General features: G+C 66.9%; 21 protein-coding genes. 15 read left to right on the top strand and 6 right to left on the bottom strand.

The features are described from left to right. Position 1: 1 nt before the first annotated feature. Both VFC51_01710 and VFC51_01705 read right to left on the bottom strand, forming a co-directional pair. Complete coding sequence (locus VFC51_01710) at positions 2-3,007, bottom strand: NPCBM/NEW2 domain-containing protein (protein ID HZT05721.1); 3,006 nt, start codon at positions 3,005-3,007, stop codon at positions 2-4. A gap of 28 nt (positions 3,008-3,035) precedes the next feature. Beyond that, positions 3,036-3,530, bottom strand: coding sequence for a DinB family protein (locus tag VFC51_01705; protein HZT05720.1), 495 nt, complete (start codon positions 3,528-3,530; stop codon positions 3,036-3,038). Between the two features lie 173 nt (positions 3,531-3,703). On the opposite strand from VFC51_01705, the gene VFC51_01700 reads away from it, so the two are divergent. Beyond that, positions 3,704-4,510: an alpha/beta hydrolase gene (locus VFC51_01700; protein ID HZT05719.1), complete on the top strand. Its 807-nt coding sequence runs from the start codon at positions 3,704-3,706 to the stop codon at positions 4,508-4,510. Positions 4,511-4,615: 105 nt separating this feature from the next. Here VFC51_01700 and VFC51_01695 read toward each other — a convergent pair whose 3' ends face one another. Continuing rightward, on the bottom strand, positions 4,616-4,840 hold the full coding sequence (locus VFC51_01695; protein HZT05718.1) for a cold shock domain-containing protein: 225 nt from the start codon (positions 4,838-4,840) through the stop codon (positions 4,616-4,618). A gap of 158 nt (positions 4,841-4,998) precedes the next feature. Between VFC51_01695 and VFC51_01690 the strand changes: the two genes are divergently transcribed. From VFC51_01690 to VFC51_01675, 4 genes are all read left to right on the top strand, one after another. Further along, the gene (locus tag VFC51_01690) at positions 4,999-5,295 is read left to right on the top strand and encodes a winged helix-turn-helix transcriptional regulator (protein HZT05717.1); all 297 of its coding nucleotides are present in this window, start codon (positions 4,999-5,001) and stop codon (positions 5,293-5,295) included. 82 nt (positions 5,296-5,377) lie between these two features. Continuing rightward, positions 5,378-5,932: a hypothetical protein gene (locus VFC51_01685; protein ID HZT05716.1), complete on the top strand. Its 555-nt coding sequence runs from the start codon at positions 5,378-5,380 to the stop codon at positions 5,930-5,932. Next, positions 5,925-6,272, top strand: coding sequence for a hypothetical protein (locus VFC51_01680; protein ID HZT05715.1), 348 nt, complete (start codon positions 5,925-5,927; stop codon positions 6,270-6,272). The genes VFC51_01685 and VFC51_01680 overlap by 8 nt, the downstream gene beginning before the upstream one ends. Before the next feature lie 182 nt (positions 6,273-6,454). Further along, the gene (locus tag VFC51_01675) at positions 6,455-6,820 is read left to right on the top strand and encodes a zinc-ribbon domain containing protein (protein ID HZT05714.1); all 366 of its coding nucleotides are present in this window, start codon (positions 6,455-6,457) and stop codon (positions 6,818-6,820) included. A 134-nt stretch (positions 6,821-6,954) separates the two neighbouring features. Here the strand turns inward: VFC51_01675 and VFC51_01670 are convergent, their stop codons facing one another. After that, on the bottom strand, positions 6,955-8,025 hold the full coding sequence (locus VFC51_01670; GenBank protein ID HZT05713.1) for an ABC transporter substrate-binding protein: 1,071 nt from the start codon (positions 8,023-8,025) through the stop codon (positions 6,955-6,957). 168 nt (positions 8,026-8,193) lie between these two features. On the opposite strand from VFC51_01670, the gene VFC51_01665 reads away from it, so the two are divergent. The 9 genes from VFC51_01665 to VFC51_01625 all read left to right on the top strand — a co-directional run bounded on the left by VFC51_01665 (position 8,194) and on the right by VFC51_01625 (position 20,163). Further along, entirely contained in the window at positions 8,194-8,643 is a 450-nt protein-coding gene (locus tag VFC51_01665) for a hypothetical protein (protein HZT05712.1), read from the top strand. 73 nt (positions 8,644-8,716) lie between these two features. Next, the gene (locus VFC51_01660) at positions 8,717-9,559 is read left to right on the top strand and encodes a universal stress protein (protein ID HZT05711.1); all 843 of its coding nucleotides are present in this window, start codon (positions 8,717-8,719) and stop codon (positions 9,557-9,559) included. 16 nt (positions 9,560-9,575) lie between these two features. Continuing rightward, entirely contained in the window at positions 9,576-10,562 is a 987-nt protein-coding gene (locus VFC51_01655; protein HZT05710.1) for an ATP-binding cassette domain-containing protein, read from the top strand. Then, entirely contained in the window at positions 10,559-11,407 is an 849-nt protein-coding gene (locus VFC51_01650; GenBank protein HZT05709.1) for an ABC transporter permease, read from the top strand. The genes VFC51_01655 and VFC51_01650 overlap by 4 nt, the downstream gene beginning before the upstream one ends. A gap of 95 nt (positions 11,408-11,502) precedes the next feature. Continuing rightward, on the top strand, positions 11,503-11,814 hold the full coding sequence (locus VFC51_01645) for a hypothetical protein (GenBank protein HZT05708.1): 312 nt from the start codon (positions 11,503-11,505) through the stop codon (positions 11,812-11,814). A gap of 152 nt (positions 11,815-11,966) precedes the next feature. Further along, complete coding sequence (locus VFC51_01640) at positions 11,967-15,548, top strand: helicase-related protein (protein HZT05707.1); 3,582 nt, start codon at positions 11,967-11,969, stop codon at positions 15,546-15,548. Between the two features lie 28 nt (positions 15,549-15,576). Further along, complete coding sequence (locus VFC51_01635) at positions 15,577-16,134, top strand: DUF4433 domain-containing protein (protein ID HZT05706.1); 558 nt, start codon at positions 15,577-15,579, stop codon at positions 16,132-16,134. A 13-nt stretch (positions 16,135-16,147) separates the two neighbouring features. After that, complete coding sequence (locus tag VFC51_01630) at positions 16,148-17,257, top strand: macro domain-containing protein (protein ID HZT05705.1); 1,110 nt, start codon at positions 16,148-16,150, stop codon at positions 17,255-17,257. Between the two features lie 98 nt (positions 17,258-17,355). Continuing rightward, positions 17,356-20,163, top strand: a complete 2,808-nt coding sequence (locus tag VFC51_01625; protein ID HZT05704.1) for a DUF1156 domain-containing protein — start codon at positions 17,356-17,358, stop codon at positions 20,161-20,163. Between the two features lie 13 nt (positions 20,164-20,176). On the opposite strand, the gene VFC51_01620 is transcribed toward VFC51_01625, so the two are convergent. Together VFC51_01620 and VFC51_01615 are read right to left on the bottom strand one after the other, a co-directional pair. Continuing rightward, positions 20,177-20,434 (bottom strand): hypothetical protein, encoded by a 258-nt coding sequence (locus VFC51_01620; protein ID HZT05703.1) that lies wholly within the window; start codon positions 20,432-20,434, stop codon positions 20,177-20,179. Positions 20,435-20,444: 10 nt separating this feature from the next. Continuing rightward, the gene (locus VFC51_01615) at positions 20,445-20,813 is read right to left on the bottom strand and encodes a hypothetical protein (protein HZT05702.1); all 369 of its coding nucleotides are present in this window, start codon (positions 20,811-20,813) and stop codon (positions 20,445-20,447) included. A 123-nt stretch (positions 20,814-20,936) separates the two neighbouring features. Between VFC51_01615 and VFC51_01610 the strand changes: the two genes are divergently transcribed. Beyond that, positions 20,937-24,257, top strand: a complete 3,321-nt coding sequence (locus VFC51_01610; GenBank protein ID HZT05701.1) for a Swt1 family HEPN domain-containing protein — start codon at positions 20,937-20,939, stop codon at positions 24,255-24,257. The last annotated feature ends 21 nt before the right edge of the window (positions 24,258-24,278 follow it).

Genomic DNA, 24,278 nt, shown 5'->3' with positions numbered 1-24,278 from the left:
CTCAGCGAAGGGCAATCCGGAGCACGTGCTCCTGGTCGTGATCGTAGCGAAGCCGTAGTATGCCCGTCGTCTCATCGTACTGGTAGTCGCCCTCGAGGATCCGGCCCAGCGGCCCACCCACCCCCTCGGTGAGCTGCCGCTCATCCATGGACACGGACTGGAGCCCGGGCGCGTAGATCGCCGCGAAGCCTCGGATGCTGGTCGGACCACGCAGCCGAACAACGAGGGCATCGCGGCCCAGACGCTGGACGTACGAGCTATCCGTCCACACGACGCCGGGGCGCAGCGGAATCACCGACAGACGGAAGGACTCGCCCTCCAGCGTGTCGACAATCGCCCCTTCGGCCAGCTTGGCCGCATCGTCTTCCGGCGTGTACACCGTGTAGGGTCGATCCGAGGACAGCCCGAAGTCGGTCAGGGACGCCTGAAGCTGCTGTGAGCCCACCGATCGATTGAGCATGCCGATGAAAGCCAGGTCGTCGCGCATCGTCCCGAAAACGGTCGGCCGCTGAGGATCGTCGACGACGGTGGTTCCGACGTACGGCCTCAGGTGCACCAGACGCGCGCGGAGGGCCGCCAAGTTGCGGGGTGTGAGGTCGAGGAGATTCGTGCCGTCACCGACCATGCACGCCAGCGCCAGCGCCGCCTCCAGCCGCCATCGATTGACCTGGTCATTGCTGGGCAGGTCGTTGATCCAGCCGAGATGGGCGGGCTGGCCGAGCGCGATCCGCTGGAACGCCGCGTAGTCGACGGCTTCCACCAGGCCGGCAAATGGGTACGGGCTCGAGAATCGCGCCACGCTGTCGCTCAGCCAGAAGCTGGTCGCGTATGGCTTCGCCATCATTGGAAAGTGCCAGCCGCCCTCGAGATACATGTCGGATTTGAGCCTGCTGGCCGTCTGGTACATGAACTGGTAGATGTCCACCGTCTGCTCAGCGACGCGGTCCACGATCCCGACGGGGTCCAGCCTTCGCGGGCTGACCTTGGCGCCTTCGGCAAATCCGAGCCCGTCCACGACCAGCCCATCGACGTCGTAGTCACGAAAGTAGTTCGTCAGTACCGACCGCCAGTAGTCGCGGGTACATGGGCGATCGAAGTCGAACGCGTACGAGGTGCTGCTGGGGTCGGATCCCAGAATCGTCAGGCACGGCCGATAGGCGTCGATAACGCCTCGTAGCCCGAGCCAATCGCCGGACTGCTCGCGCGAGTCGAGATAGGGCACCGAGAGGTACAGTGCGACCTTGACGCCCCGCGAATGGGCGTAGTCCACGACCGGGCGGATGCCGTCGGGGAACTTGGCCCGGTCCACGTTTTCAAAGCTGGATCCAGGCCGACCCTCCGCCACGTACCAGCCCGCGTCGATGACCACGTGCCACGGCCCCAGGTCCGCCAGGTGGTCCGCGATGTAGTCGATCTGCGCGCGAATCGCGGCGTCCGAGATACCCATGAAATAGACGTACCAGGTCGACCACTGATAGCGGAGCCACGACGGTGGCGGTCGCGTCGGATAGAGCTGGCCCATCGCGGTTCGATAGCGATCGAAAGCGTGGGCGATTCGCGTCTCGTCTGACACCTCGAGATACAGGCGCGGCGCCGATCCCATGGGGCGGGACCGGCGCGCGGCGTAGTGCACGTCGGCCTGGAGCTGACCGGGCGTGAGCAGGACGGCGAAATCGGTCATCAGGTCTGTCTCGTCGATTGTCGCCATCAGGACCGGGGCGCCAAGCGCCCCGCCCCACACCAGGAGGGGCTTGCCGAAGTCGATCGATTCGTGGCGCGCCACTCCGTCGTCCCGGATCGAGCCGGACCGGATTCGGCTGACGTCGGTCAGGTACTGGGCCTGGTCGCCCAAGAGCAGCGCACCGTTGCCGTCGACGTAGTCGTACGTTGCGCCCGACGGAATCGGGGCGGCGGGCTGGAGCTGGTAGAGAAACGCCGGCGAATCGTCCAGCGCAATCACGCTGACCTGGATCTCCGTTCCATCTGGATAGCTGAATGGGATGGTGATCTGGGTGCCGGGGCCGAAGCCGGACACGTTCACCCGGGCGGGATTGACGTCCGCGGCGTTAGGAGTTCCCTCCGCGAGGCGATAGGTTCGACCCGTGAACTCCACCGAGGACGTGCTTCGGTCGAGGATGAGCTGGGGCCCCTTTCGCCGGAGCACCGAGACCTGCCCTCGCGTCTGCGTGCCGACCCCGAGAACGAATGCGGCTGACTCGTTCCCAATCACCCAGTCGCCGCGCGCCTCGTCGAATGCCGCGACGGCCGTCCCGCCGTCCGAGGCGCCGATGTCGTCGTCCACCTCAGCGGCCCGCAGCGCCGTCTGCGCGCCAAGCCGGCTCTCGGCCGCGGATCGACGCGTCGCGTTGGCGGACCGCGTGCGCGCGGCTTGCACCGCGATTCCCAGCTCCTGCGGCACGCCCAACACCGCCACGCTTTGGAAGATGCGCGCATCGCCCCACGTCGCCAGGTTCCAGGGAGAGAGCGGCCCGACGGGCTGGACGACGAGCCGCAGGCGCCCGGGTGCCGTGAGGGGAACGATGACGTCCCGGCCCGGCTGCCCTGAGCGAATCAGCGGGCTCTGGTAGAGCAGCAGGTCGTCCAGGAATATCGAGAATGTGGCGCTGCCTTCGCCGGGCGGCCCGCCGTCGTTGATGCCGATGGTGGCAGCGAAGAGTGAATCCGAGGGATCGAGGTCGTAGACCACTTCGGACGGAGCGAACGCACCGATCCCCCGGTCGAACGTGCGTCCGCCGATGGCCAGCGTCATCCCATCGAACGACTGGTCGACCTTTGGTATCCCCGTACTGCCGAAGGCGACCCAGCCCGAAGTGGCGCGAACCCAGGAGCGATCCGACGCGGACGCCCAGTGACCCACGAAGGCTGCGGCTCGAAACCGCACCACGTCGTAGCCGGCACGGCGCAACAGGCCGACGGCCAGGATGACGGCCGCCAGCGCCGCGATAGGCAGGACAATGAGCAGCGCGAGGGGCAATCGGCGGCGCATCTCGCGACCGGCGTCCGATCAGCGCCGGCTAGAACGGAAGGCCTTTGACACCCTGACAGCCGAGGAGCGCGGCGATCTCACCCGCGTGCTGCGCCTTGTGATGCACGAGGTAGACCGACAGCCGTCGCGCCCGGGGCTGCGGGCCGCGCGGGGTATCGATCACGTCGTCCAGCGCCGCCGGATCGAGTTCAGCGAGGAACGCCTCGGTCGCCGCGGCCACGGCCTCCGCATATTCGAGAAGGAGCCGTGGGTCGTGCCTTCCCTCAAAGGTCCAGACGTTGGAGTGGTCATAGCCCAGGCGGTCGCGCCATCCCCCGTTCTCAAATATGGAGGACGCTCCGCGCATGTCCTGCACCATCTGGTCCTCGCTGAAGTATGCGTGCATAAACGTGGCGCCGATCGTGTTGGCGGTGGATCCGGCCAGACGCCATTGTGCCTGGTCAGGCATGACCGGGGTGAAGACCTGGCGCAGGTTTCGATCGGCCTGAGCGGATTGTTCCCGCAAGAAGGCAAGCGCATCCACGATCGGCGCTCCACAGGGATGGGTCCCTCTGCAATGGTACTCCACGGTCCGCAGTACAATGGCCCGCCACGGGCGCGCTACTTCCCCTCCACGGGGGACGGTCGCTCCCGAGCTGGTGGATGGCACCAATTCCGTTGCGCGCGGCATACGTATGACCAGAAGGAGGCGACGCAATGGCCACGACGACCGACCGATACGTGACCGTGGATGGCTTGAACATCAGATACCTGGAGGAGGGTCGGGGGCCCGCGGTGATCCTTCTCCACGGCGCGGCGCTGGGCTCGTCCGCGGACGTGTGGGAGCAGCACCTGGCCCCGCTCGCGGCGCGCGGCTTGCGCGCCGTTGCTCCCGACCGCCCGGGTTATGGACGCTCGCCGGATCCGGCCGATCCATCTTCGGCGTATCAGCAGGCGTTCATCCTGTCGTTCATGGATGCCCTCGGGATCGACAAGGCCGGCCTCGTGGGCCATTCGCAGACCGGCAACTTCGCGGTTGCGCTGGCCCTTCAGCACCCCGAGCGGATCAGCAGGATCCTCGTCCTCGGGACCGGGAGCCTGCTCCCACCGCCCGAGGGCGGCCAGGCGCCAACCCCGGGCGAAGGCGAGAACGTGTTTGGCCGCGAGCCGACCCGCGATGACGTGCGCCACGTTCTGGAACAGCAGCTCTGGAACCACGCCCTCATCACGCCTGAGCTCGTGGAGAAACGGTACGAGATGAGCCTGGGGCACGTGCGCGCCCGACCCGCCGCGGCACCGGGGGGCGCGCCGCGCGAGCCGCTCTGGACCCGCCTGGGCGAGATCACAGTCCCGGTCCTCATGATCTACGGGCGCGATGATCGCGGCTCGGTGCCGGAGCGTGCATCGCTCCTGCGGCAGCGATATCCGGATCTCGACCTCCGCGTCCTCGATCGGTGCAAGCACCTGGTCCAGCTCGACGCGGCGGACGCGTTCCAGCGTGCAGCGGCAGACTTCTTCGGCTAGAAGTGTGGCCAGGGACCAAATCCATCGGGGCGCACGGCGGTCGATAGCTCCGTGCCGTCAGATTTCGCGCGGCTCGGATCCAGCGGGGATCAACCCGCCGGAGGTTCAGTCGCGCCCGGCCCGAACGTTCTCTGCTTTGGCAGTCCCCCGACGGGCGTCCCGCCCGACGTCATAGGTCACGGTGTCTCCTTCGTGGAGCGCCTCGTATCCTGCCCCCTGGACGTCGCTCCGATGGAAGAACAAGTCCTCCCCGGTGGCCGATGCGCCCTGCGGAAGAATGAAGCCGAAGCCCCGATCGCTGACGAGCTTCTTGATGATCCCGGTGGCCATGTCCTGCTCCCTTTCTGGCGGCGCATGCGGATCCTTTGTGGGGCCAGCCGTCCGACTGGCCGCCCCGACCGCACACATGAAGTAGAATACATGATCCGTGACACCTCGTACGACGGCACGGCAATCCGGGGACCACTGCGGAGGAACGAACGCCATCCATGCCAGCGTGGAGATTTCTCACCAACCACGCCCTGGTGCTGACGTACATTAGCCGTCACCCGGAGAGCACCGGGCTCGAGATTGCGTTGGCCGTAGGCATTACCGAGCGGGCAACGCGGGAGATCGTCCGCGACCTGGAACAATCCGGCTATCTCAGCTCGGAGCGCGTCGGCCGCCGGAAGCGCTACTCCGTACAACTCGACCAGAGCCTTGGGCGCATCGGGGAACGGGAACTCACGGTTCGGGAGCTCATCGATCTGCTGCGCGGCCGACGCCAGGACACGGTGAGCGCGTAACCGTCGCCGATCGTTCGGCAGTGTGACAGCGAGCCTCAGGAGCACGATGGTGCAAGACGAGCTATTGCCCCAGAGACATGACGTGGCGGCCCCACAGCGACCCGATCGATCCAGAACGGCGCGGCAGAGCATCGTCATCGAGCGCCCGATCGAGGAAGTGTTCGATCGAGGATGCGCCCTGGAGATGCGCGCGCAATGGCACCGCGCAACCGTTGCCGGCGAGCTCAGCGGCCCATGCGGACGTCAGCTCGGGGCACGCTGCACGGAAACGCGCCGGGCTGCCGACGGGGCGACGGAAGTGTGGGAATTGGAGATCACGGCATTCGAGCAGAATGCCGCGCTGACCATCGAGGGCTGCTGCGATTCCGCCAAGGTCGTGGAGCGCCACATCTTCGAACGAGACTCGGCGAGCGCCGGTCACACGCGCTACACGCTGACCGTCGAGTTGGCTGGCACGAGCCTGAGCGCGGGTGCCCTTCAGAATCAGATCGTTCAGATCCTGATCGACTTTCGCGATCGCCTGGAACAGCCGAACAGCGTGCGGCCCTCGGTTGCGGATGCGGTCCGCGTGCGCCGACAGGCGGAACGCTTTTCGCCCCGTTCCCGGCCGGTGGACTGGAGACGAATGCGTGAATAAGAGTGCCGAGAGGCCGTGGAGCGCCAGCGCTGCGTTCCTCGCCGCCAAGCTTGCATCCGGGCAAGCGGAGCTCAGCGGGGTCGTCCTAAACCGGACGCGGTGGGACAGCCTGCGCGATGATTGCCGGCTCCTCGTGTTCCTGCAGGAGCGAGTCGGAGCCCCGGACTTCGATGGGATCCGGGTGGAGCTGGCCCGCATCGCCGAGGGACGGATTCGCGTGCCGGCGCTCACGAGTCCACGGCGCAAGGCGACAGACTGCTTGCGCCTTTGGGACCAAGAGCTTCGTGGATTGGAGTCAGGAGCGGCCATCGAGCAGGGAGACGAGGTCCAGGCCTCGTGACGGATCGGGGGGCGCACGGCGCGGGATTCGGGTATAGTTGAGCAGTGGTTATGAATCGAGCCCGCCAGCTGGCGGGGTGTCGCGCAGGTCTTCCTCGGGTTCGTCCTCCGGTTCTCTTGTTCGCCTCCTCTCTTTGTGCTGACTGATTCTGCGCCAACTTTTCTGACCCAAGGAGTCAGCACGTGTATACCGACAAGACCTTAATCTGCCGTGACTGCAACCAGAGCTTCACGTTCACCACTGGTGAGCAGGAGTTCTTCGCCGCCAAGGGCTTCACCAATGAGCCCAGCCGGTGCCCGGATTGCCGCGCCGAGCGAAAGCGCAGCCAGGGTGGCTATAGCGGCAGCTATGCCGGGGGGAGCTATGCTGGCGGCGGCTACGAGCGCCGCGAGCGACAGATGTACCCCGCGGTATGTGCCCAGTGTGGCAAGGACACCGAAGTCCCCTTCCAGCCGCGGACGGACAAGCCCGTCTACTGTTCGGACTGCTACGCGGGCCAGCGCGGCAGCGCATATGCGACGGTTCGGAGCCGAGGCAGCCGCTGGTAACAGGCGGCTCCCGCAGGGACCAAATCGCCGAACCGGGTGGGACGAGGGATGATCGAGCCTAAGCTCCGCAGCCGTGTTCTCGGTTCTCGACGGCGCTGGGAACCGCCGCGATGTGTCTTGAAGACAACGGACGACTAGTATGCGCCCAAGAGCTTCACCGCGTAGTCGACGTACTGGTCGTCGACCACCTTGCTCAGATCGGCGCGGGCGCCCTGCGAGCCCTTCTCGATCCACCAGTTCTGCGAGTCGTTCAGGCTGTCCAGGTTGACACGACCGTTGGGATTGAGCCCAGGCATGACCATCTTGTCGTAGAGCGAGAGGTCCTTCACCGGCGTGTTTCGCGCGAGGATGTCTGATACATCGGCCTTTTTCGCCGGGTCGTTCTTCGCGAACGCGTCGTTGTAGTCGCGCACGCCCTGGATGTACGCCACCATGAACCGCCGCGCGAGGTCGGTGTTCTGGGCAAAGTTCGGGCCGTACAAGATGACGGCGACTTGCTGGCCGGGCAGCACGGCGTCAGCGCGCACGGCGATCACCGCCGTTCCGCTCTCCACGATTTGGGTCACGAATGGCTCGATGGGGAAGGCCGCGTCCACGGATCCATTGGCAAATCCCGAGAACATGTCCGCAAATCCGAGGGTCACGACGTTGACGTCGTTGATGGTGAGTCCGCCGCTGCGCAAATAGTGGTCAAGCAGCACTTCCGGCGTGATGTCGCGGGCGTTGATCGCCACCGTTCGCCCGCGCAGGTCTGCCGGGCCGCGCACGCCCGCGTCCCAGAGGTCCTTTCGGATCATGATGGCCTGGAACCCGAAGCCGGGGTTGACGTTCCCTTTGTCGGCCACGATCTTCAGCGGGATGTCCCGGGCGATGGCGTTGAGGAGCCCCGCGCTCGGCGCGCCCGCGCCAACGTCGAGCTGGCCGCGGCCGAGGGGCGCCACCATGTCCGCCGCTGTCGAGAAGCGGGTGGTCTCCACCTCGATCTTCTGCTGCGCGAAGTACCCCTTCTCCTCCGCGATGAAGAGCCCCGCGTCGGAGGCGCTACCGACGACGCCCACCCCCACCTTGGACGGGCCGGGCTCGGCCGCTACAGGCGAGCCGCCGCCCGACGCCGAGGCGCCGGCCGGCGCCCCGGCGCGGCTTCCGCCACATCCCACGGTGGTGACGACGACGCAGATGGTGGCGATAAATCGGACTGCTCGCATGGGCAAACTCCGAAATCAGACGCTCAGCCAAAACCATCGAGATCTTGGCGGCAGATTACGATACATCACCCAATTCGCCGGGAAAAGAACGCGACATCGTGGAGGGACGCGCCGGCATAGAATAAGCGGCGCTCCCCATCCCGCTCGGATGGCCGAAGCGGAGGATCGATGCTCAAGCAGGGTGAATACGCGGACGTGCTGCGGGCCATCGGCTGGACCCTCGACCAGCGCCTCGCGGGGTCAGACGTGGCCGCGGTCGAGATCGCCATCCGCGGGGCCGGAATCGTCGTCTCCTGGCAGACGGGTGACGGCGAACGGCAGCGCGAGCGGTACGGCCGCGAGGAGGTGGCGCAGCTTCGCGAGCGTGCCCGGCAGCTCCGAGAGGAGCCGGCTCATGGCCCGCCTGGCGAGCAAGCAGAGAGCCTCCGAACCATCGGCCAGTACCTCGACGAGCAGCAAATCGTGCTCGAGCGCCTCATCAAGCTGCCCGAGGGACACCGCGTCGTGGGCGTCCTCGACTGGCACAGCATGGCCGAGTGGTACCCCCGCGCGACCATCGGCGAGATGAGCGCGAAGCGCCGAAAACTTCGCGGCACCGGGAAACGACTGAGTCCGTAGCCGGCGGCACCGAATACAGGACCCACGGATCAGGCACGCTCAGGGACCCGACGACGATCGAAGGAGAAGCCGCATGGAGAAGATCCTGGTTCCCACAGATCGATCCGCGGAGAGCGAAAAGGCGCTCGCCATCGCCGAAGTGGTTGCCCGCGCGCAGGATGCTCAGCTCGTCCTCGTCCGCGTCCTCGAACCCGCCACCGCCGCGCTCCCGGCCGACGATACGGCCGTCGACCCGCGCATCTTCGATGAATTCGCGGAGGCGATCGAGCGTGAACTTCGCGCCGACCTCTCGCGCTTCGAAGACGACGTGCGACCCCGCTGGCCCAAAGTCCGGAGCGAGCTACTGAAGGGGCCCGTGTCCGCGGCCCTTCTCGACTACGAGGCGCAGGAGCGCCCGGACCTCGTCGTGATGGCGACCCACGGACGGACCGGAATCGTTCGGTTCGCGTTGGGCAGCGTCACGGATCGCCTGATCCGCGATGGCACCGCGCCGGTCCTCGTCATTCGCCGAGCGAGCACATCCGCAACGGACCTGGCACGCGCGCTCCTCATGCTGGATGGGTCCAGCGTCGCCGAAGAGGCGATTCCCGTGACCGAAGCGCTCGCCGGCAGGCCCGTTACGTCGCTGACCCTCTTTCGGGCCGTCGCCGCCCCCGATGCCCGCGCCGCCGCCATGACCTACCTCGAGGGGGTGAAAGCTCGCCTCAACGTTCCGGGCGTCTCGGTCCAGCTCGCCGTCGAGGTCGGTGAGCCGCGCGCGGTCATTCAGCGGGCCGCGGGCGAGGCGGACCTCGTCATCCTATGCACTCACGGCCGCAGCGGTTTCGACCGGCTGCGCCATGGGAGCGTGGCCGAGCACGTGATGCGCGAGCTGGACAAGCCGGCCCTCCTCGTCCGCGCCCGGCGTACCGGCTGACCGCGAGGAGGACCCGGTGGCAGAGAGCCCCGTGATCGAGGTGCAGGACCTTCGCAAGAGCTTCGGACCGACGGAAGCGGTGCGCGGCGTCTCGTTCTCCGTGGTCGAGGGCGAAGTGTTCGGGCTGCTGGGCCCCAACGGCGCCGGAAAGACCACGACGATCAAGATGCTGCTTACCCTTATCCCGCCGTCTGGCGGCCGGGCGAGGGTGGCGGGGATCGACGTGGAGCGCGGGAGCGCGGCGGTTCGCCAGCTCATCGGTTGGGTCCCCCAAGAGGTCACGGTCGATCAGTATCTGACCGGCCGCGAGAACCTCCTGCTGCAAGCCGGCATGTACCACCTGCCACGCCAGGAGCGCGCCGGGCGCGTGCGCGAGCTGCTGGAGCTGGTGGAGCTGGACGACGCGGCAGACCGCATCGCGCGGACCTACTCCGGCGGCATGAAGAAACGGCTGGACCTGGCGATGGGGCTGATTCACCGCCCGCGCGTTCTGTTTCTGGACGAGCCCACCCTGGGGCTCGACGTGCAGACGCGCCATCGCCTGTGGAACTACATCATGGGCTTCCGCGAGGCGGGCACGACCGTCCTGCTCACCACGCACTACCTCGAGGAAGCCGACACCCTGTGCGACCATATCGCCATCATCGACGCCGGCGTGATCCAGGCGCTCGGCACGCCCGACGAGCTGAAGCGCGCCCACGGCCACGAGTCGATTCGTCTGGATTTCGCGGCGACCGACGCCAATGGCCACGCAGACACTGAAGCGTTGGAGCGCGCCCTCGCGGCGCGGCCGGAAGTGCTCGCCGTCTACCGGCAGCCCCATGGCCTGTGGCTCGAGGTGACCAGCCATGCCGAGGCCATTCCCGTGGTGCTGGCCGAATCGCAGCGCGCCGGGGGCCCGCCCACGTCCATCGTCTGTCAGCGGCCGAGCCTGGACGATGTATTCTTGCACTTGACGGGATATTCGCTCCGCGAGCGAGTCCAGGGGGAGAGGGTGGCATGAGCGCGACATCCGACGCGCCGGGGCTCGTCCTCCAAGGCACGACAACCCGCGCCGCGCGCCCTGGCGCCGGAGCGGTGGTGGGCTTCGTCGGCGAAAACGCCGTCCTCATGGGGCGGTGGTTCAGCCGCCTCCGTCGAGAGCCGATCGGGCTCATCACCACGCTGGCGCAGCCGGTCCTGTGGCTCATCCTGTTCGGGCACCTGTTTTCCGGGATGGCTTCGGGCGCCCTGGTGCCCGGCGTGACGTACCTGACCTTCATGACGGCCGGATCCGTCGTGATGACCGTCTACAACGCGTCCATCAACTCAGGCGTGGAAGTGCTCTTCGACCGCGAGAGCGGGTTCCTGCAACGATTAATGGTCGCGCCGATCAACCGGCTCTCCCTGGTCGTCAGCCGATTCCTGTACATACTGCTCATCGGCTCGGCGCAGAGCTTACTGATCCTCGCCGTCGCGTACGCGCTGGGCGTGCGCATCGCCTCGGGGCTCGGCGGCATCGCGATGATCCTGGTGATCGGCATGCTGCTCGGCATTGGGCTTGTCGGCATCTCCATGATCCTGGCGTTCTCCCTGAAGCGCCACGGGGACTTTTTCACCCTCATCGGCTTCATCGGCCTGCCGCTCGTGTTTCTCAGTAGCGCACTTGCTCCGATATCGATCATGCCGCCGTGGATGCGGCTGCTCGCCCGCTTCAACCCCATGACCTACGCCATCGACGCGACCCGAAGCCTCGTCATCAACGGCTGGGATTGGCTCCTCGTCATCGAGATGGTCGGCGTGCTCCTGGTATTCGACGCCGTCACCCTCGTGCTGAGCGCGAACGTCCTTCGCCGGGAGCTGAGCTGATCAGGGCGCCGACCGGGGCGCGAGCCGCGGTTCTGGCGCTCCTGACGTGCATCGGGTGCACGGCGCCGGGGGCCGGCGGTCCGCGCGCGACGCCCGTGGCCGCTCCGACCACGCCCCCGGTCTACACGCTGACCGGGACCGTCACCACCCCCACCTGCGGCAACCCGTACGCGCTGCTCCACACCGACGTGACGATCCGGAACGAGGTCAACACCCTCATCGGCGACGTGACGATGGACCTCCCGGCGGGGGCATCCGAGGACGATTCGCCGTGCCGCGTGGTCTTTCGCGCGAACGTGCCGCGGGCACAGCTCTACGAGCTGGCGGTCGGATCGCTCGTCGTGCCCTCGTATTCCTTCGAACAGCTCGAGGCAATGCGCTGGCACCTCGACCTGGCCTTCAACTAACGACGCCGAGAGAGGACCAGAACGATCAACCACGCACGACGGCTGGCAGCGGGGTTCGTCGGCGAGTAGAATATGCGTTCTGTACTGTCCCTTCCTGGATTCATGAGCTCTGGTGCATTGGGCCCGTTCACCGTTTTTGGGGGAGCCGATCTGTGGCGCGGCTCGAAGAGCTGACGCGGGGAGCCCGGGTCAGGGGCGTCTTGCCCGACGGTCCCGTGGGCGTCGTGGATGTCACGTGGCATGGCGATTCGGTAGTCGAGCTGACCTACAAGGACATCGGCGGCCGGCTTGGCCATGAGCTCCTCTACCGGGACCGGGAGCCCAGCCTCGAGGTCATTGAGGCGGGGGCCGCGTGGAGCTTCGACGCCGACGGAGCGCGCTTCCGCCTCGCCTCCGAGGCCCACCGGATTCGCCTCGCCTATCTCTTCGACCCCCTGCTCGCCGTCCACACCTCCCTCATCGACCCCCTTCCTCACCAGATAACGGCCGTCTATGGCGAGATGTTGCCTCGCCAGCCACTCCGCTACCTGCTTGCCGATGACCCAGGAGCCGGGAAGACCGTCATGGCGGGCCTGCTGATCAAGGAGCTCCTCGTCCGAGGTGATCTCCGCCGCTGCCTCATCGTTTGTCCGGGCGGGCTGGTGGACCAGTGGCAGGACGAGCTGTACCGACGGTTCCAATTACCGTTCGAGATCCTCACCCGGGACAAGATCGAGTCCTCTCGGAGCGGGAATCCGTTCGCCGAGATGGACCTCATCATCGGGCGCCTGGATCACCTCAGCCGCAATGAAGAGCTGCAGGCCAAGCTAGAGCAGACCGACTGGGACCTGATCGTGTGCGACGAAGCGCACAAGATGTCGGCCAGCTTCTTCGGTGGAGAGGTCAAGTACACCAAGCGCTACCAGCTCGGGCAGCTGTTATCCAAGCTGACCCGCCACTTCCTCCTCATGACCGCCACGCCCCACAACGGTAAGGAGGAGGAGTTCCAGCTGTTCCTGGCGCTGCTGGATGGCGACCGCTTCGAGGGCCGTTTCCGGGACGGCGTCCACCAAGTGGATACCTCGGATCTCATGCGCCGACTGGTCAAGGAGCAGCTCCTCCGGTTCGACGAGACGCCGCTGTTTCCCGAGCGCTACGCCAACACCGTGTCCTACACCCCATCGCCCGGGGAGCTGGCCCTCTACGCCCAGGTCACGGACTACGTGCGCGAGGAGATGAATCGGGCCGACCGACTGGCGCGGGAGGGCGAGTCCCGCCGCGGCACCGTGGTGGGCTTCGCGCTCACGATCCTTCAGCGCCGCCTCGCGTCCTCACCCGAAGCCATCTATCAGTCTTTGCGCCGCCGTCGGGAACGCCTGGAGCGTCGGCTGCGAGAGGAGCAGATCCACCGCCGCGGCCAGGAGGCCTTTCGCGATCTGCCGGCTGCTGGCATTGACACGGAAGACCTGCTGGAGATCGACGAGGAGGCGCCGAGCGCGGAGCGCGAGCAGCTGGAGCAGGAGATCCTCGACCAGGCCACGGCCGCCCGCACGATCGCCGAGCTGGAGCTGGAGATCGCTGCGCTGAAGCGCCTGGAGCAGCTTGCCGACGGAGTGCGGCGCAGCGGCACCGATCGGAAGTGGGAGGAGCTGTCGGCGCTGCTCCAGAGACGTGAGGACATGTTCGATGCGGGCGGGGCGAGACGCAAGCTGATCATCTTCACCGAGCACCGGGACACGCTCCATTATCTCGCGGAGCGGATAACGACGTTGCTCGGCTCCCCGGGGTCGGTCGTGATCATCCACGGCGGCCTGGGGCGGGAGGAGCGGCGAAAGGTGCAGGAGGCCTTCACCCAGGACAAGGAGGTCCAGATCCTGGTGGCGACCGACGCGGCCGGCGAGGGCATCAACCTCCAACGCGCCCATTTGCTCGTCAACTACGACCTGCCCTGGAACCCCAACCGGATCGAGCAGCGGTTTGGGCGCATCCACCGCATTGGCCAGACCGAGGTCTGCCACATGTGGAACCTGGTCGCCGACGGCACCCGCGAAGGGGAGATCTTCCTGGCCCTGTTCAGAAAGCTGGAAGCCGAGCGAGCTGCTCTGGGCGGCCAGGTGTTCGACGTTCTCGGGAAGGTGTTCGACGAGCGGCCCCTTCGCGAGCTGCTGATCGAGGCGATCCGCTATGGAGACCAGCCCGAGGTTCGCGATCGGTTGCGTCTGGCGGTCGAGGGAGCCCTCGACCGCGACCACCTGCGGGACCTCCTCGAGGAGCGAGCGCTGGCCCGCGATGCGATGGACGCCAGCCAGGTGCGCCGCATTCGTGAGGACATGGAGCGCGCCGCAGCCCGCCGGCTCCAGCCCCATTTCATAGCTGCCTTCTTCATCGAAGCCTTCCGCCTGCTCGGCGGCACGATCCGGGAGCGGGAGCCCCGTCGATTCGAGATCACCCACGTGCCGGCGGTCATCCGAAGCCGCGACCGCCTCGTGGGCGTCGGGGAACCGGTCCTCCAGCGCTACGAGCGGATCACCTTCGAGAAGGACCTCATCAGCGTTCCCGGGAAGGCGCTCGCGTCGTTCGTGTGCCCTGGCCACCCCCTGCTCGACGCTACGATCGATCTCGTCCTCGAACGCTATCGCGACCTCCTGAAGAATGGAGCGATCCTGGTCGATCCCGACGATGACGGCGATGCCCCTCGTGTGCTGCTCTATCTCGAGCACGCCATCCAGGACGCGCGGACCGATCGCGCCGGCAACCGACGCGTCGTTTCCCGTCAGCTGCAGTTCGTCGAGATCGATTCGACGGGCCAGGGGCGCTCGGCGGGATACGCGCCCTATCTCGACTACCGCCCCATCACCGATGATGAGCGTCGCATGCTGGAGTCCGAGCTGTCCAGCGCGTGGACGCGAACGGATCTCGAAGCGATGGCAATGGAGTACGCAGTATCGGAGCTGGTTCCCCGGCACCTGAGCGAAGTCCGCGCCAGGAAGGAAGAGCTGGTTGATCGTACCGTGGCGGCCGTCAAGGACCGCCTGACCAAGGAGATCGCGTACTGGGACCATCGCGCCGCGGACCTGCGGGCCCAGGAAGAGGCAGGCCGAACGCCGCGCCTCAACTCCGCCCGTGCTCGCCAGCGGGCCGACGAGCTGGAAGTGCGCCTTCAGCGACGCATGGAGGAGCTGCAGCAGGAGAGGCAGCTCTCGCCGTTGCCACCCGTCGTCGTCGGCGGTGCGCTGGTGGTCCCGGCTGGACTGGTCGCCAGACTGAGCGCGGGAGCCGGCCCCGACGATCTGGGCCACCAGGCCCAGGAGACGGCCCGCATCGAGCGCCTTGCGCTGGAGGTCGTGCTGGAGACCGAACGGCGCCTCGGTTTCCAGCCGGTGGACGTCTCCTCCGAGAAGCGGGGGTACGACGTGGAGTCCCACGTGCCGGGCACCGGGCGGCTGCGATTCATCGAGGTCAAGGGAAGAGTCGCCGGCGCGCGGACCGTGACGGTGACCAAGAACGAGATCCTCACCGGGCTGAACAAGCCGGATGACTACATTCTGGCGATCGTCGAGGTGGACGGGGACGACGGCCGCCCCTGGTACGTGCGCCAACCGTTCGGGCGCGAGCCGGATTTCGGTGTGACGAGTGTCAATTACGACTTGGGAGAGATGCTGGCTCGGGCAGAGGATCCTTCGGCGCTGGACGTGCCCTTCCCAGCCCGGGATCCCGTGAGCTCGGATTCCGGGGGGCAGGTTGCAGCGCGATGAGATTGGCGAGCTGCATAACATCCAGCACGTGGAGAATCTGCCCAGCATCCTTCAAAGCGGGGTTCTCTCCCATACCCGGGCTACGAACCTCGAGCACGCATCTATGGCAGATCCAGTTGTGCAGCAAATCCGGGCGGGGGTGGTTGTGGCCGGCGGCCGACGATTGCACCAGTACGCCAATCTCTACATCAACGCTCGGAACCCCATGATGTATGCGCTGAGCATGGGGCCGAACAGCACCCAGCTGTGCGTGCTCCGGATCTCGCCGGACGTGCTGGATTTGCCGGGGGTGGTGGTCACTGACCAAAACGCGGCGAGCGGCCATGCTCGGTTTAGCCCGCCGAGTGCTGGCCTGCCACTGTTAGATCGCGATTACGTTTTCGCCCGCTACTGGACCCATCCCGAAGACCAGATCGCTGAGTGGCGTCACAAAGCCGCCATGTGTGCCGAGGTTCTGGTTCCCGATGTTGTGCCTGCCCAACACATCCTGGGCATCTACGTCCCGACGCAGGATGGAGCGCAGGCGGTCGCATCAGTCGCGCCCGACATCCCGATCGAAGTGAAGAGTGATCTGTTCTTCAGATGAGCGAGGGACTGCCATGATAACAACTCGTGTGGGAAACATCCTCGACTCAAGCGCTCAGACGCTTGTCAACACGGTGAATTGCGTTGGAGTGATGGGCAAAGGCATCGCGCTGGAATTCAAGAAGCGCTTTCCAGAGATGTTCCAAGACTACGTGGAGCGCTGCGCCCGGCGCGAAGTTCGGCTGGGAAGGCCGTACCTGTATCGGCGCAGGGAATTGCCCTGGGTACTTAACTTCGCCACCAAGGACCACTGGCGCGCTGTGTCCCGCCTGAGCGACATCGTCGCTGGCCTGGAGTACCTGGAGCAGCACTACCGGGAGTGGGGCATTACGTCACTAGCGGTGCCCCCCCTTGGATGTGGGCAAGGGCAACTTGAGTGGGAAGTTGTTGGGCCAACACTGTTTCGCCACCTCAGCCGGCTGGACATACCGGTCGAGGTTTACGCACCGTATGGCACTCCAGACGATCAGCTCCAATTGAGCTTCCTGTCTGACGACGGCGCGCACGCTATGCTACAGGCTCCCAGGATTCAGCCCACATGGGTTGCGCTTGTCGCTGTGGTAGATCGAATTGAGCAGGAGCCGTATCACTGGCCCATTGGCCGAACTATGTTCCAAAAGATTGCTTACTTCGCGTCGGAAGCTGGGGTCCCGACTGGACTGACCCATGTGCGTGGCAGCTACGGCCCATTCGCGCCCGAGCTGAAGCGGGTGACTTCTCGGCTGGTTAACAACGGGCTGATAAGAGAGGAGCAGCGAGGCCGCGCTTTCACCATTGTCCCCGGCCCCACCTTCGGGGACGCGCAGGTGGCCTTCCAGGCTCAATTGGCCGCATGGAGCGGCGCGATCGACCGACTAACCGATCTTTTCCTACGAATGAGAACCCAGCAAGCTGAGGTCGCTGCCACAGTCCACTTTGCGGCGCGCGAGCTCGCGGCAGATGGACGCAAGCACTCGGAGATGGAGGTTTTAAGGGCTGCTGCCGAGTGGAAGCAGCGACGGAGACCACCCATCCAGAACACAAAGTTTGCCGAAGCGATCCGCAGCCTCAACCTGATTGGCTGGCTCGAGTTGGAGCCAAGCGAAGATTTGCCTTTGCCCTTCAACGAGCGGAATGTTGCCTGAGGGTTCGGGCCGCCTGATGTTCAGTAGCGCGCGCTCAAGGGACATTTTCGGGCGCGCTCGAGAACCCAGCCGCATGTGAAGCAGGCAGTGGGGGTGTTGTGAAAGACGCTCCGTATCGCAAAAAGCTCATCGAGGTGGCCCTGCCCCTGGAGGCGATCAACCGCGAGTCGGCCCGCGAGAAGTCGATCCGACATGGGCACCCCTCGACGCTGCACTTGTGGTGGGCGCGCCGGCCGCTGGCCGCCTGTCGAGCGGTGCTGTTCGCCTCGCTCGTGGATGACCCCTCCAGCCATCCGGAGCAGTTCCCCACCGAAGAGGCTCAGGAGGCGGAGCGCCAGCGGCTCTTCCGCATCATCGAGCAGCTGGTGAAGTGGGAGAACACCACCAACGAGCAGGTGCTCGCCGCGGCCCGGGCCGAGATCCAGAAGGCGACCGACGGAAACCCACCGCCGGTGCTGGATCCCTTCTGCGGCGGCGGATCGATCCCGCTGGAGGCGCAGCGCCTGGGGCTGGAAGTGCACGCCAGCGACCTCAACCCGGTCGCGGTGCTCATCACGAAGGCGCTGATCGAGATCCCGCCCCGCTTCGCGGGCCAGCCGCCGGTGAACCCGGAGGCAAGGCGCAAGATCGGCCACGCCGACGGCTGGCGGGGCGCGCAGGGATTGGCGGAGGACGTGCGCTACTACGGGAAATGGATGCGCGATGAGGCCGAGCGGCGTATTGGTCACCTCTACCCGAAGGTGAAGCTGCCGCCGGAGCAGGGCGGCGGCGAGGCGACGGTGATCGCCTGGCTCTGGGCGCGCACCGTGCGCTGCCCCAACCCGGCGTGCGGCGCCGAGATGCCGCTGGTGCGCTCCTTCTGGCTCTCGACCAAGAAGGGGAAGCAGGCCTGGGTAGAACCCATCTTCGACAGGGCAGCGAAAACGGTCCGATTCGAGGTTCGGACGGGGCAGGGGGTCGCACGGGCGGGAACGGTTGGGCGCCAGGGTGCGACGTGCTTGGTATGCGGCACGTCTGCCTCCCTGGCATACGTTCGGTCAGAGGCGCAGGCTAGCCGCATGAGATCCACGCCCCTGGCAACGGTTGCCGAGACGAGACGCGGGCGGGCTTTCGTCGCAACTGACAGCGACCACGTTGCAGTGGCCCGCAGTGCGAAGCCAAAGTGGAGGCCCGAAGAACTTGTGACGACGCCGAGTCACGATGTGGACCGGTTGCCCATGTACGGGATGAAGACGTGGGGCGAGGCGTTCACCCCCCGCCAGCTCGTGGCCCTCACCACGTTCTGCGATCTGGTGGGGGAGGCGCGCGAGCGAGCGCGCGCGGACGCCCTCGCGGCGGGCCTGCCCGACGATGGCGTGCCCCTAAACGACGGCGGCGCGGGCGCGGCCGCCTACGCAGATGCGGTGGCGACGTATCTGGCGTTTGCCCTGGACCGCAGCGCGGATCGCGGTTCCACAATATGCACTTGGGACAGCAGCCCGAAGATGGAAGCGCTCAGGGCGACATTCGCCCGCCAAGCCATCCCTATGACGTGGGACTTTGCCGAAGGCAATCCGTTCAGCGAGTCCTCAGGTAACTGGGTAAACAATGTCGAATGGACGGCGACGTGCCTCGGGCGATCACCTTGTCGCGTGCTGGCGAGCGTCCGGCAATCGGACGCCGGGCGGACTGTGGATGCACCGCTAAGCCGCCTGGCGTGCACCGATCCCCCCTACTACGACAACATCGGCTACGCGGATCTAGCAGACTATTTTTATGTCTGGCTTCGACGGTCAGTCGGCGCCCTCTACCCTGACTTATTTGGCACCTTGCTGACCCCCAAAGCCGAGGAACTGGTGGCCAGCCCATACCGCTTCGTGGGCAACCGGGACCAGGCGGCGGAATTCTTCGAGCAGGGGCTCACCGCCACCTTCCAACGCATGCGCGATGCGCAGCATCCCGACTACCCGCTGACCGCGTTCTATGCCTTCAAACAGGCCGAAAGCGAAGATGACAGCGGTCGTAACGGCGGAGCCACGGTCTCCTCAACGGGCTGGGAAACCATGCTCGAAGGCCTGATGAAGGCCGGCTTGGTGATCACAGGGACCTGGCCCGTCCGCTCAGAGCTCGCTACCCGCAACGTGGGGCGTGGTACAAACGCACTCGCCTCATCCATCGTCCTGGTCTGCCGGCCCAGGCCCGACTCGGCCCCGGTCACGAATCGCCGCGAGTTCCTGGCCGAGCTGAAGCGGGAGCTCCCTCCGGCGCTGAGGATGTTGCAACGGGAGGGAATCGCGCCCGTGGACCTGGCCCAGGCCGCCATCGGGCCGGGCATGGCCGTATTCTCGAGGTACCACCGGGTGCTGGAGGCCGACGGCTCGGCCATGCCCGTCCGCACGGCGCTGGCGCTCATCAACGAGGCCCTCGACGCGGTGCTCGCGGAGCAGGAGGGTGAGTTCGACGCCGAGACGCGGTGGGCGGTGGCCTGGTTCGAGCAGTTCGGTGCCAACGAGGGGGCCTTCGGCGTGGCGGAGACGCTCTCCAAGGCCAAGAACACCGCCCTGAACGCCCTGGTCGAGGCTGGCATCGTTCAGGCGCGCCAGGGCCGGGTGCGGCTGTTGCGGCGCGACGAGCTGCCGGCCGACTGGGATCCAATAAGGGATCGGCGGGTGACCATCTGGGAAGTCACCCAGCACCTAATCCGCCGGCTGGAGGACGGGGGCGAGCAGGCCGCGGCCCGCCTGCTCGCCCAGGTGGGCGGCCTGGGCGAGGCTGCGCGCGACCTGGCCTATCGCCTCTACGTGGCCGCCGATCGCAAGAAGTGGGCCCAGGAGGCGCTCGGCTACAACAGCTTGGTGGTGGCGTGGCCGGAGGTCCGCCGCCTGGCGGGAGCCAGTGGCCGGCCGGAGCAGGGCGAGCTGCTGTGAGCTGGGGGACCCATCAGCGCAGGCCGTGCCGCTCGATGAGGCGCACCAGCCCCGCCCGCCCCACACCGGTCTGCTTGGGACCCAGGAGCCGCGCCAGGGTGTTGGGATGCATCGAGCCGGTCTTGGTTGGGACCACGGCGACGCGCCGTCTCCCGCCGATCGCCTTCCCGAGCGCGACCCCGTGCCGGGAGCGGCGCTGCTCCTCCCAGCCGTCCAGGGTCAGCAACCGGATGAGCTGGCTGCCAGTGAGCGCGGGAAGCTCGTCCGCCATCCCATATGGGCTATGCCGCGCGCGCCAGGGGCACCTTGTGCGGGTGCACGAATGTGCCCTCGTCCAGCGGCAACGCCAGCTGGATCACCTTCGGCGCCGCGTCCGCCCCGTAGAAGGGAATCCCGTGCCGTTGAAAGAATCGTTCGCGCTCTCCCGCCTCCTCGAGCGCGTTGAGGTGGAGAACCACGAGGTCGACCAGCTCGGCGTGGACCCGCGCGAGGCTGGAGCCGTCTGTGGCCGTCCCCAACTCCCGGCACTCCCCAGTCCAGACGTCGTCCCCCTGGTGCCGGAAGACGAGGGTCACAACCGCGAAGCCTTCGACCGTAGAACGCGCGGCGGCTCGCCCCCGGGGCACATCGAGGCGCCAGGTTCCCGGCATTCCTGCCCTCCACCACGTATCGTCGCGCAGCCAGATCGAGAAGCGCTTGAGTATACGAGATGCCCGCCGCGGCTGCTTCCCATGTTGATCCTTGCGGCGGGGTCCGGATACGGGAGGTGAGCCATGGCGATGAGTAACCGCGACCGGGTTGGGCGGGCGCTGGAGCTGCTTCAGGGCGGGCTCGAACCCTACGTCCGTCGCGAGATGCAGGCGGTCTTCAAGCAGGGGTGGCTGGAGGCAGCACAGCAGGCCATTGCCCGGAGCGGCTCGTCCGCGAACTTTGATGCGCAAAGGGGCAGCGGCGACGTGCAGGCCCTGCTCGTCCTCATGCGCGAGCAGTGGCGCGAGGTCTTCGGCAAGAAGCTCGGCCAATTCGAGCGCAACTTGGTTCACGAGCTGCTCACGACGCGCAACGAGTGGGCCCATCAGAAGTCGTTCAGCCCCGACGACGCGCTCAGGGCGCTCGACAGCGTGAGCCGCATGCTGAGCGCCATTTCAGCGCCGGAGGCGGCGGAGCTGGACCGGCTCAAGCAGGAACAGATCCGCGTGCAGTACGAGGCCCAGCCCCGGCGCGAGGCCCGGCGGGCCGCCACCCTCCCCCTCGGCGGGCAGCCCTCTGGCGACCTTCGCCCATGGCGCGAGGTCATCACGCCGCACCCCGACGTGGCCTCGGGCCGCTATCGGCAGGCGGAGTTCGCGGCGGACCTGGGCCAGGTGCACCGCGGCGAAGGGCTGCCGGAGTATGCCGAGCCGCGCGAGTTCTTCCAACGGACTTTCCTCACTCAGAGCTTGCGCCAGCTCCTCACCGACGCTCTCCGGCGCCTGGGCGGAGGTAGCGGCGGGGACCCGGTCGTGGACCTGCAGACCAACTTCGGTGGGGGTAAGACCCACTCGATGCTGGCTCTCTACCATCTCTTCTCGGGCGCGCCGGCGGGCGAGCTTCCCGGCGTCGCGCCCTTGCTGGTCGAGGCCGGGGTCGAGCGCCCGCCCGCCGCCCACCGCGCCGTCCTGGTAGGCACCGCCTTGTCCCCGTCCAATCCCAGACGGAAGCCCGATGGGACCGTTACCCGAACCCTGTGGGGCGAGATGGCGTGGCAGCTCGGCGGCGCGGACGGCTACGGGCTTGTCGCGGACGCCGACCAGAAGAGCGTCAGCCCCGGATCGGACGCGCTGCGCGATCTGTTCGAGCTGTTCGCGCCCTGCCTGGTCTTGATCGACGAGTGGGTGGCCTTCGTGCGCCAGCTCGAGGGGGTGGAGGGACTCCCGGCCGGTTCATTCGAGGCCAATCTCACCTTCGCTCAGGCGCTGGCCGAGGCGGCCCGCCAGGCGCCCCAAACTCTGGTCGTGGCCGCCATTCCCTCGTCCGACGTGGAGGTTGGCGGCGAGGCGGGCAAGCGGGCCCTGGAGCGAATCAGCAACATCTTCCGCCGACTGGACGCCCCGTGGCGCCCCGCGTCAACCGAGGAGGGGTTCGAGATCGTGCGGAGGAGACTCTTCGAGCCGATCGCCGATCCGAGCCAGAGTGCGCAGCGCGATGCCGTGGCAAAGGCGTTCTCCCAGCTGTATCGGAAGGAGACCGGCGAGTTTCCCGCCCACTGCCGCGAAGCCGCCTACGAGCAGCGCATCGTCCAGGCCTACCCGATCCATCCCGAGCTGTTCGACCGGCTGTTCGGCGATTGGTCGGCGCTCGACCGCTTCCAGCGAACCCGAGGGGTGCTGCGACTCATGGCGGCCGTGATCCATGCGCTCTGGGAGCGCCAGGACGCCAACCTCCTGATCCTTCCGGGGACCATACCGATCGAGGAGGCCGAGATCCACAACGAGTTCCGCCAGTACCTGGAAGAGCCGTGGGACCCGGTGATCGAGACCGACGTGGACGGGCCGCAATCGGTGGCCCTCGCGCTCGACGCCGAGAACCCGAACCTCGGTCGTTATTCCTCCACCCGCCGGGTGGCGCGGACGATCTTTCTGGGCTCGGCGCCAAAAGGGCCGGACTCGCCGAACCGCGGCCTCGAGGACCGGCAGATCAAGCTGGGAGCGGTGCAGCCCGGAGAGAGCCCGGCCATTTTCGGGGACGCTCTGCGGCGGCTCACCGACCGGGCCACCCATCTGTACGTGGACAATCAGCGCTACTGGTTTGCTCGTCAGCCCAGCGTGACCCGCCTTGCCCAGGATCGGGCCGAGCAACTCTCGCGCGATGCGGTGCTGGCGGAGATCCGCGCGCGGGTGCGCGCGCAACGCGGGCAGCGCGGCGATTTCGCGAGCGTGCACCCCTGTCCCGCGTCGCCAGCCGACGTACCCGATGAGCAGTCGGCCCGACTCGTGATCCTGGATCCGGACCATCCGCATGTGCCACGCGGGGCCGAAAGTCCAGCCCGGGCGGCGGCCACCCGGATCCTGGACTCCAAGGGGACCGGTCCCCGCGATCACCGGAACATGCTGGTGTTCCTCGCGCCCGATCGGGCTCGTTTGGCCGAGCTGGAGACGGCGGTGCGTCAGTACCTGGCCTGGAAGTCCATCGACGATCAGCGGGAGGAGTTAAATCTGGATGTCTTCCAGGCCGGCCAGGCGGCCAGCAAGCGCCAGCAGGCCGATGAGACGGTGGATACCCGCCTCCCAGAAACCTACAGTCTGGTTCTCGTTCCGGAACAGCAAGCGGGGGAGAGTGAGGTCACCTGGCAGGAGACCGGGCTTAAGGGGGGCGAGGCGCTCGCCGTTCGGGCGAGCCGCAAGCTCAAGGCCGGCAGCCTGCTGTTCACCGAATACGGATCGGCGCTGCTGCGCATGGAGCTGGATCGGGTGCCATTGTGGCAGGGCGATCACGTCGGTATCCGCCAGCTGTGGGACTACTTCACGAAGTACCTGTACCTCCCCAGGCTGAAGGACGAGCAGGTGCTCTTGCAGTGCATCGCCGACGGCGCCGCATCGCTGACTCCCGAGACCGATGGCTTCGCCTATGCCGAGGCCTGGGACGAGGCCCATGGGCGCTACGCCGGCCTCCGCCTCGGGCGCGTCGGAAGCGTCCTCATGGACGGGCGCAGCCTGATTGTGAAGACCGAGGCCGCCCGCCGCCAGCTGGATGCCGAGGAGACTGCCACGCCCCCAACACCCGGAGGGGCCTCAGGAAGATACCCGCCGGGGAAGGAGAACGGCGCCGAGGGCCAGATCAGGGACGGCGAGGCGGCCGTCGCACCACCACCGGCCAAGGTGCTGAGGCGGTTTCACGGCACGGTGCAATTGGACGCCACCCGTCTCGCACGCGACGCCGGCACCGTGGCCGAGGAGGTGGTCCAGCACCTCAGTGGAATCGTCGGCTCGAAGGTCACCATCACCGTTGAAATCGAAGCCGAGATCCCCGACGGGGCCTCCGATCACGTCGTGCGGACCGTCAGCGAGAATGCGCGGACGCTGAAGTTCACAAGCTTCGGCTTCGAGGAAACGTAGACTCTTCTTCGAGCGAAGCCG

This window comes from Chloroflexota bacterium (genome assembly GCA_035652535.1).
Taxonomy (GTDB): domain Bacteria; phylum Chloroflexota; class UBA6077; order UBA6077; family SHYK01; genus DASRDP01.
The sequence above is the reverse complement of the archived record's forward strand: the minus strand, read 5'-3'. Positions and strand labels throughout refer to the sequence as shown.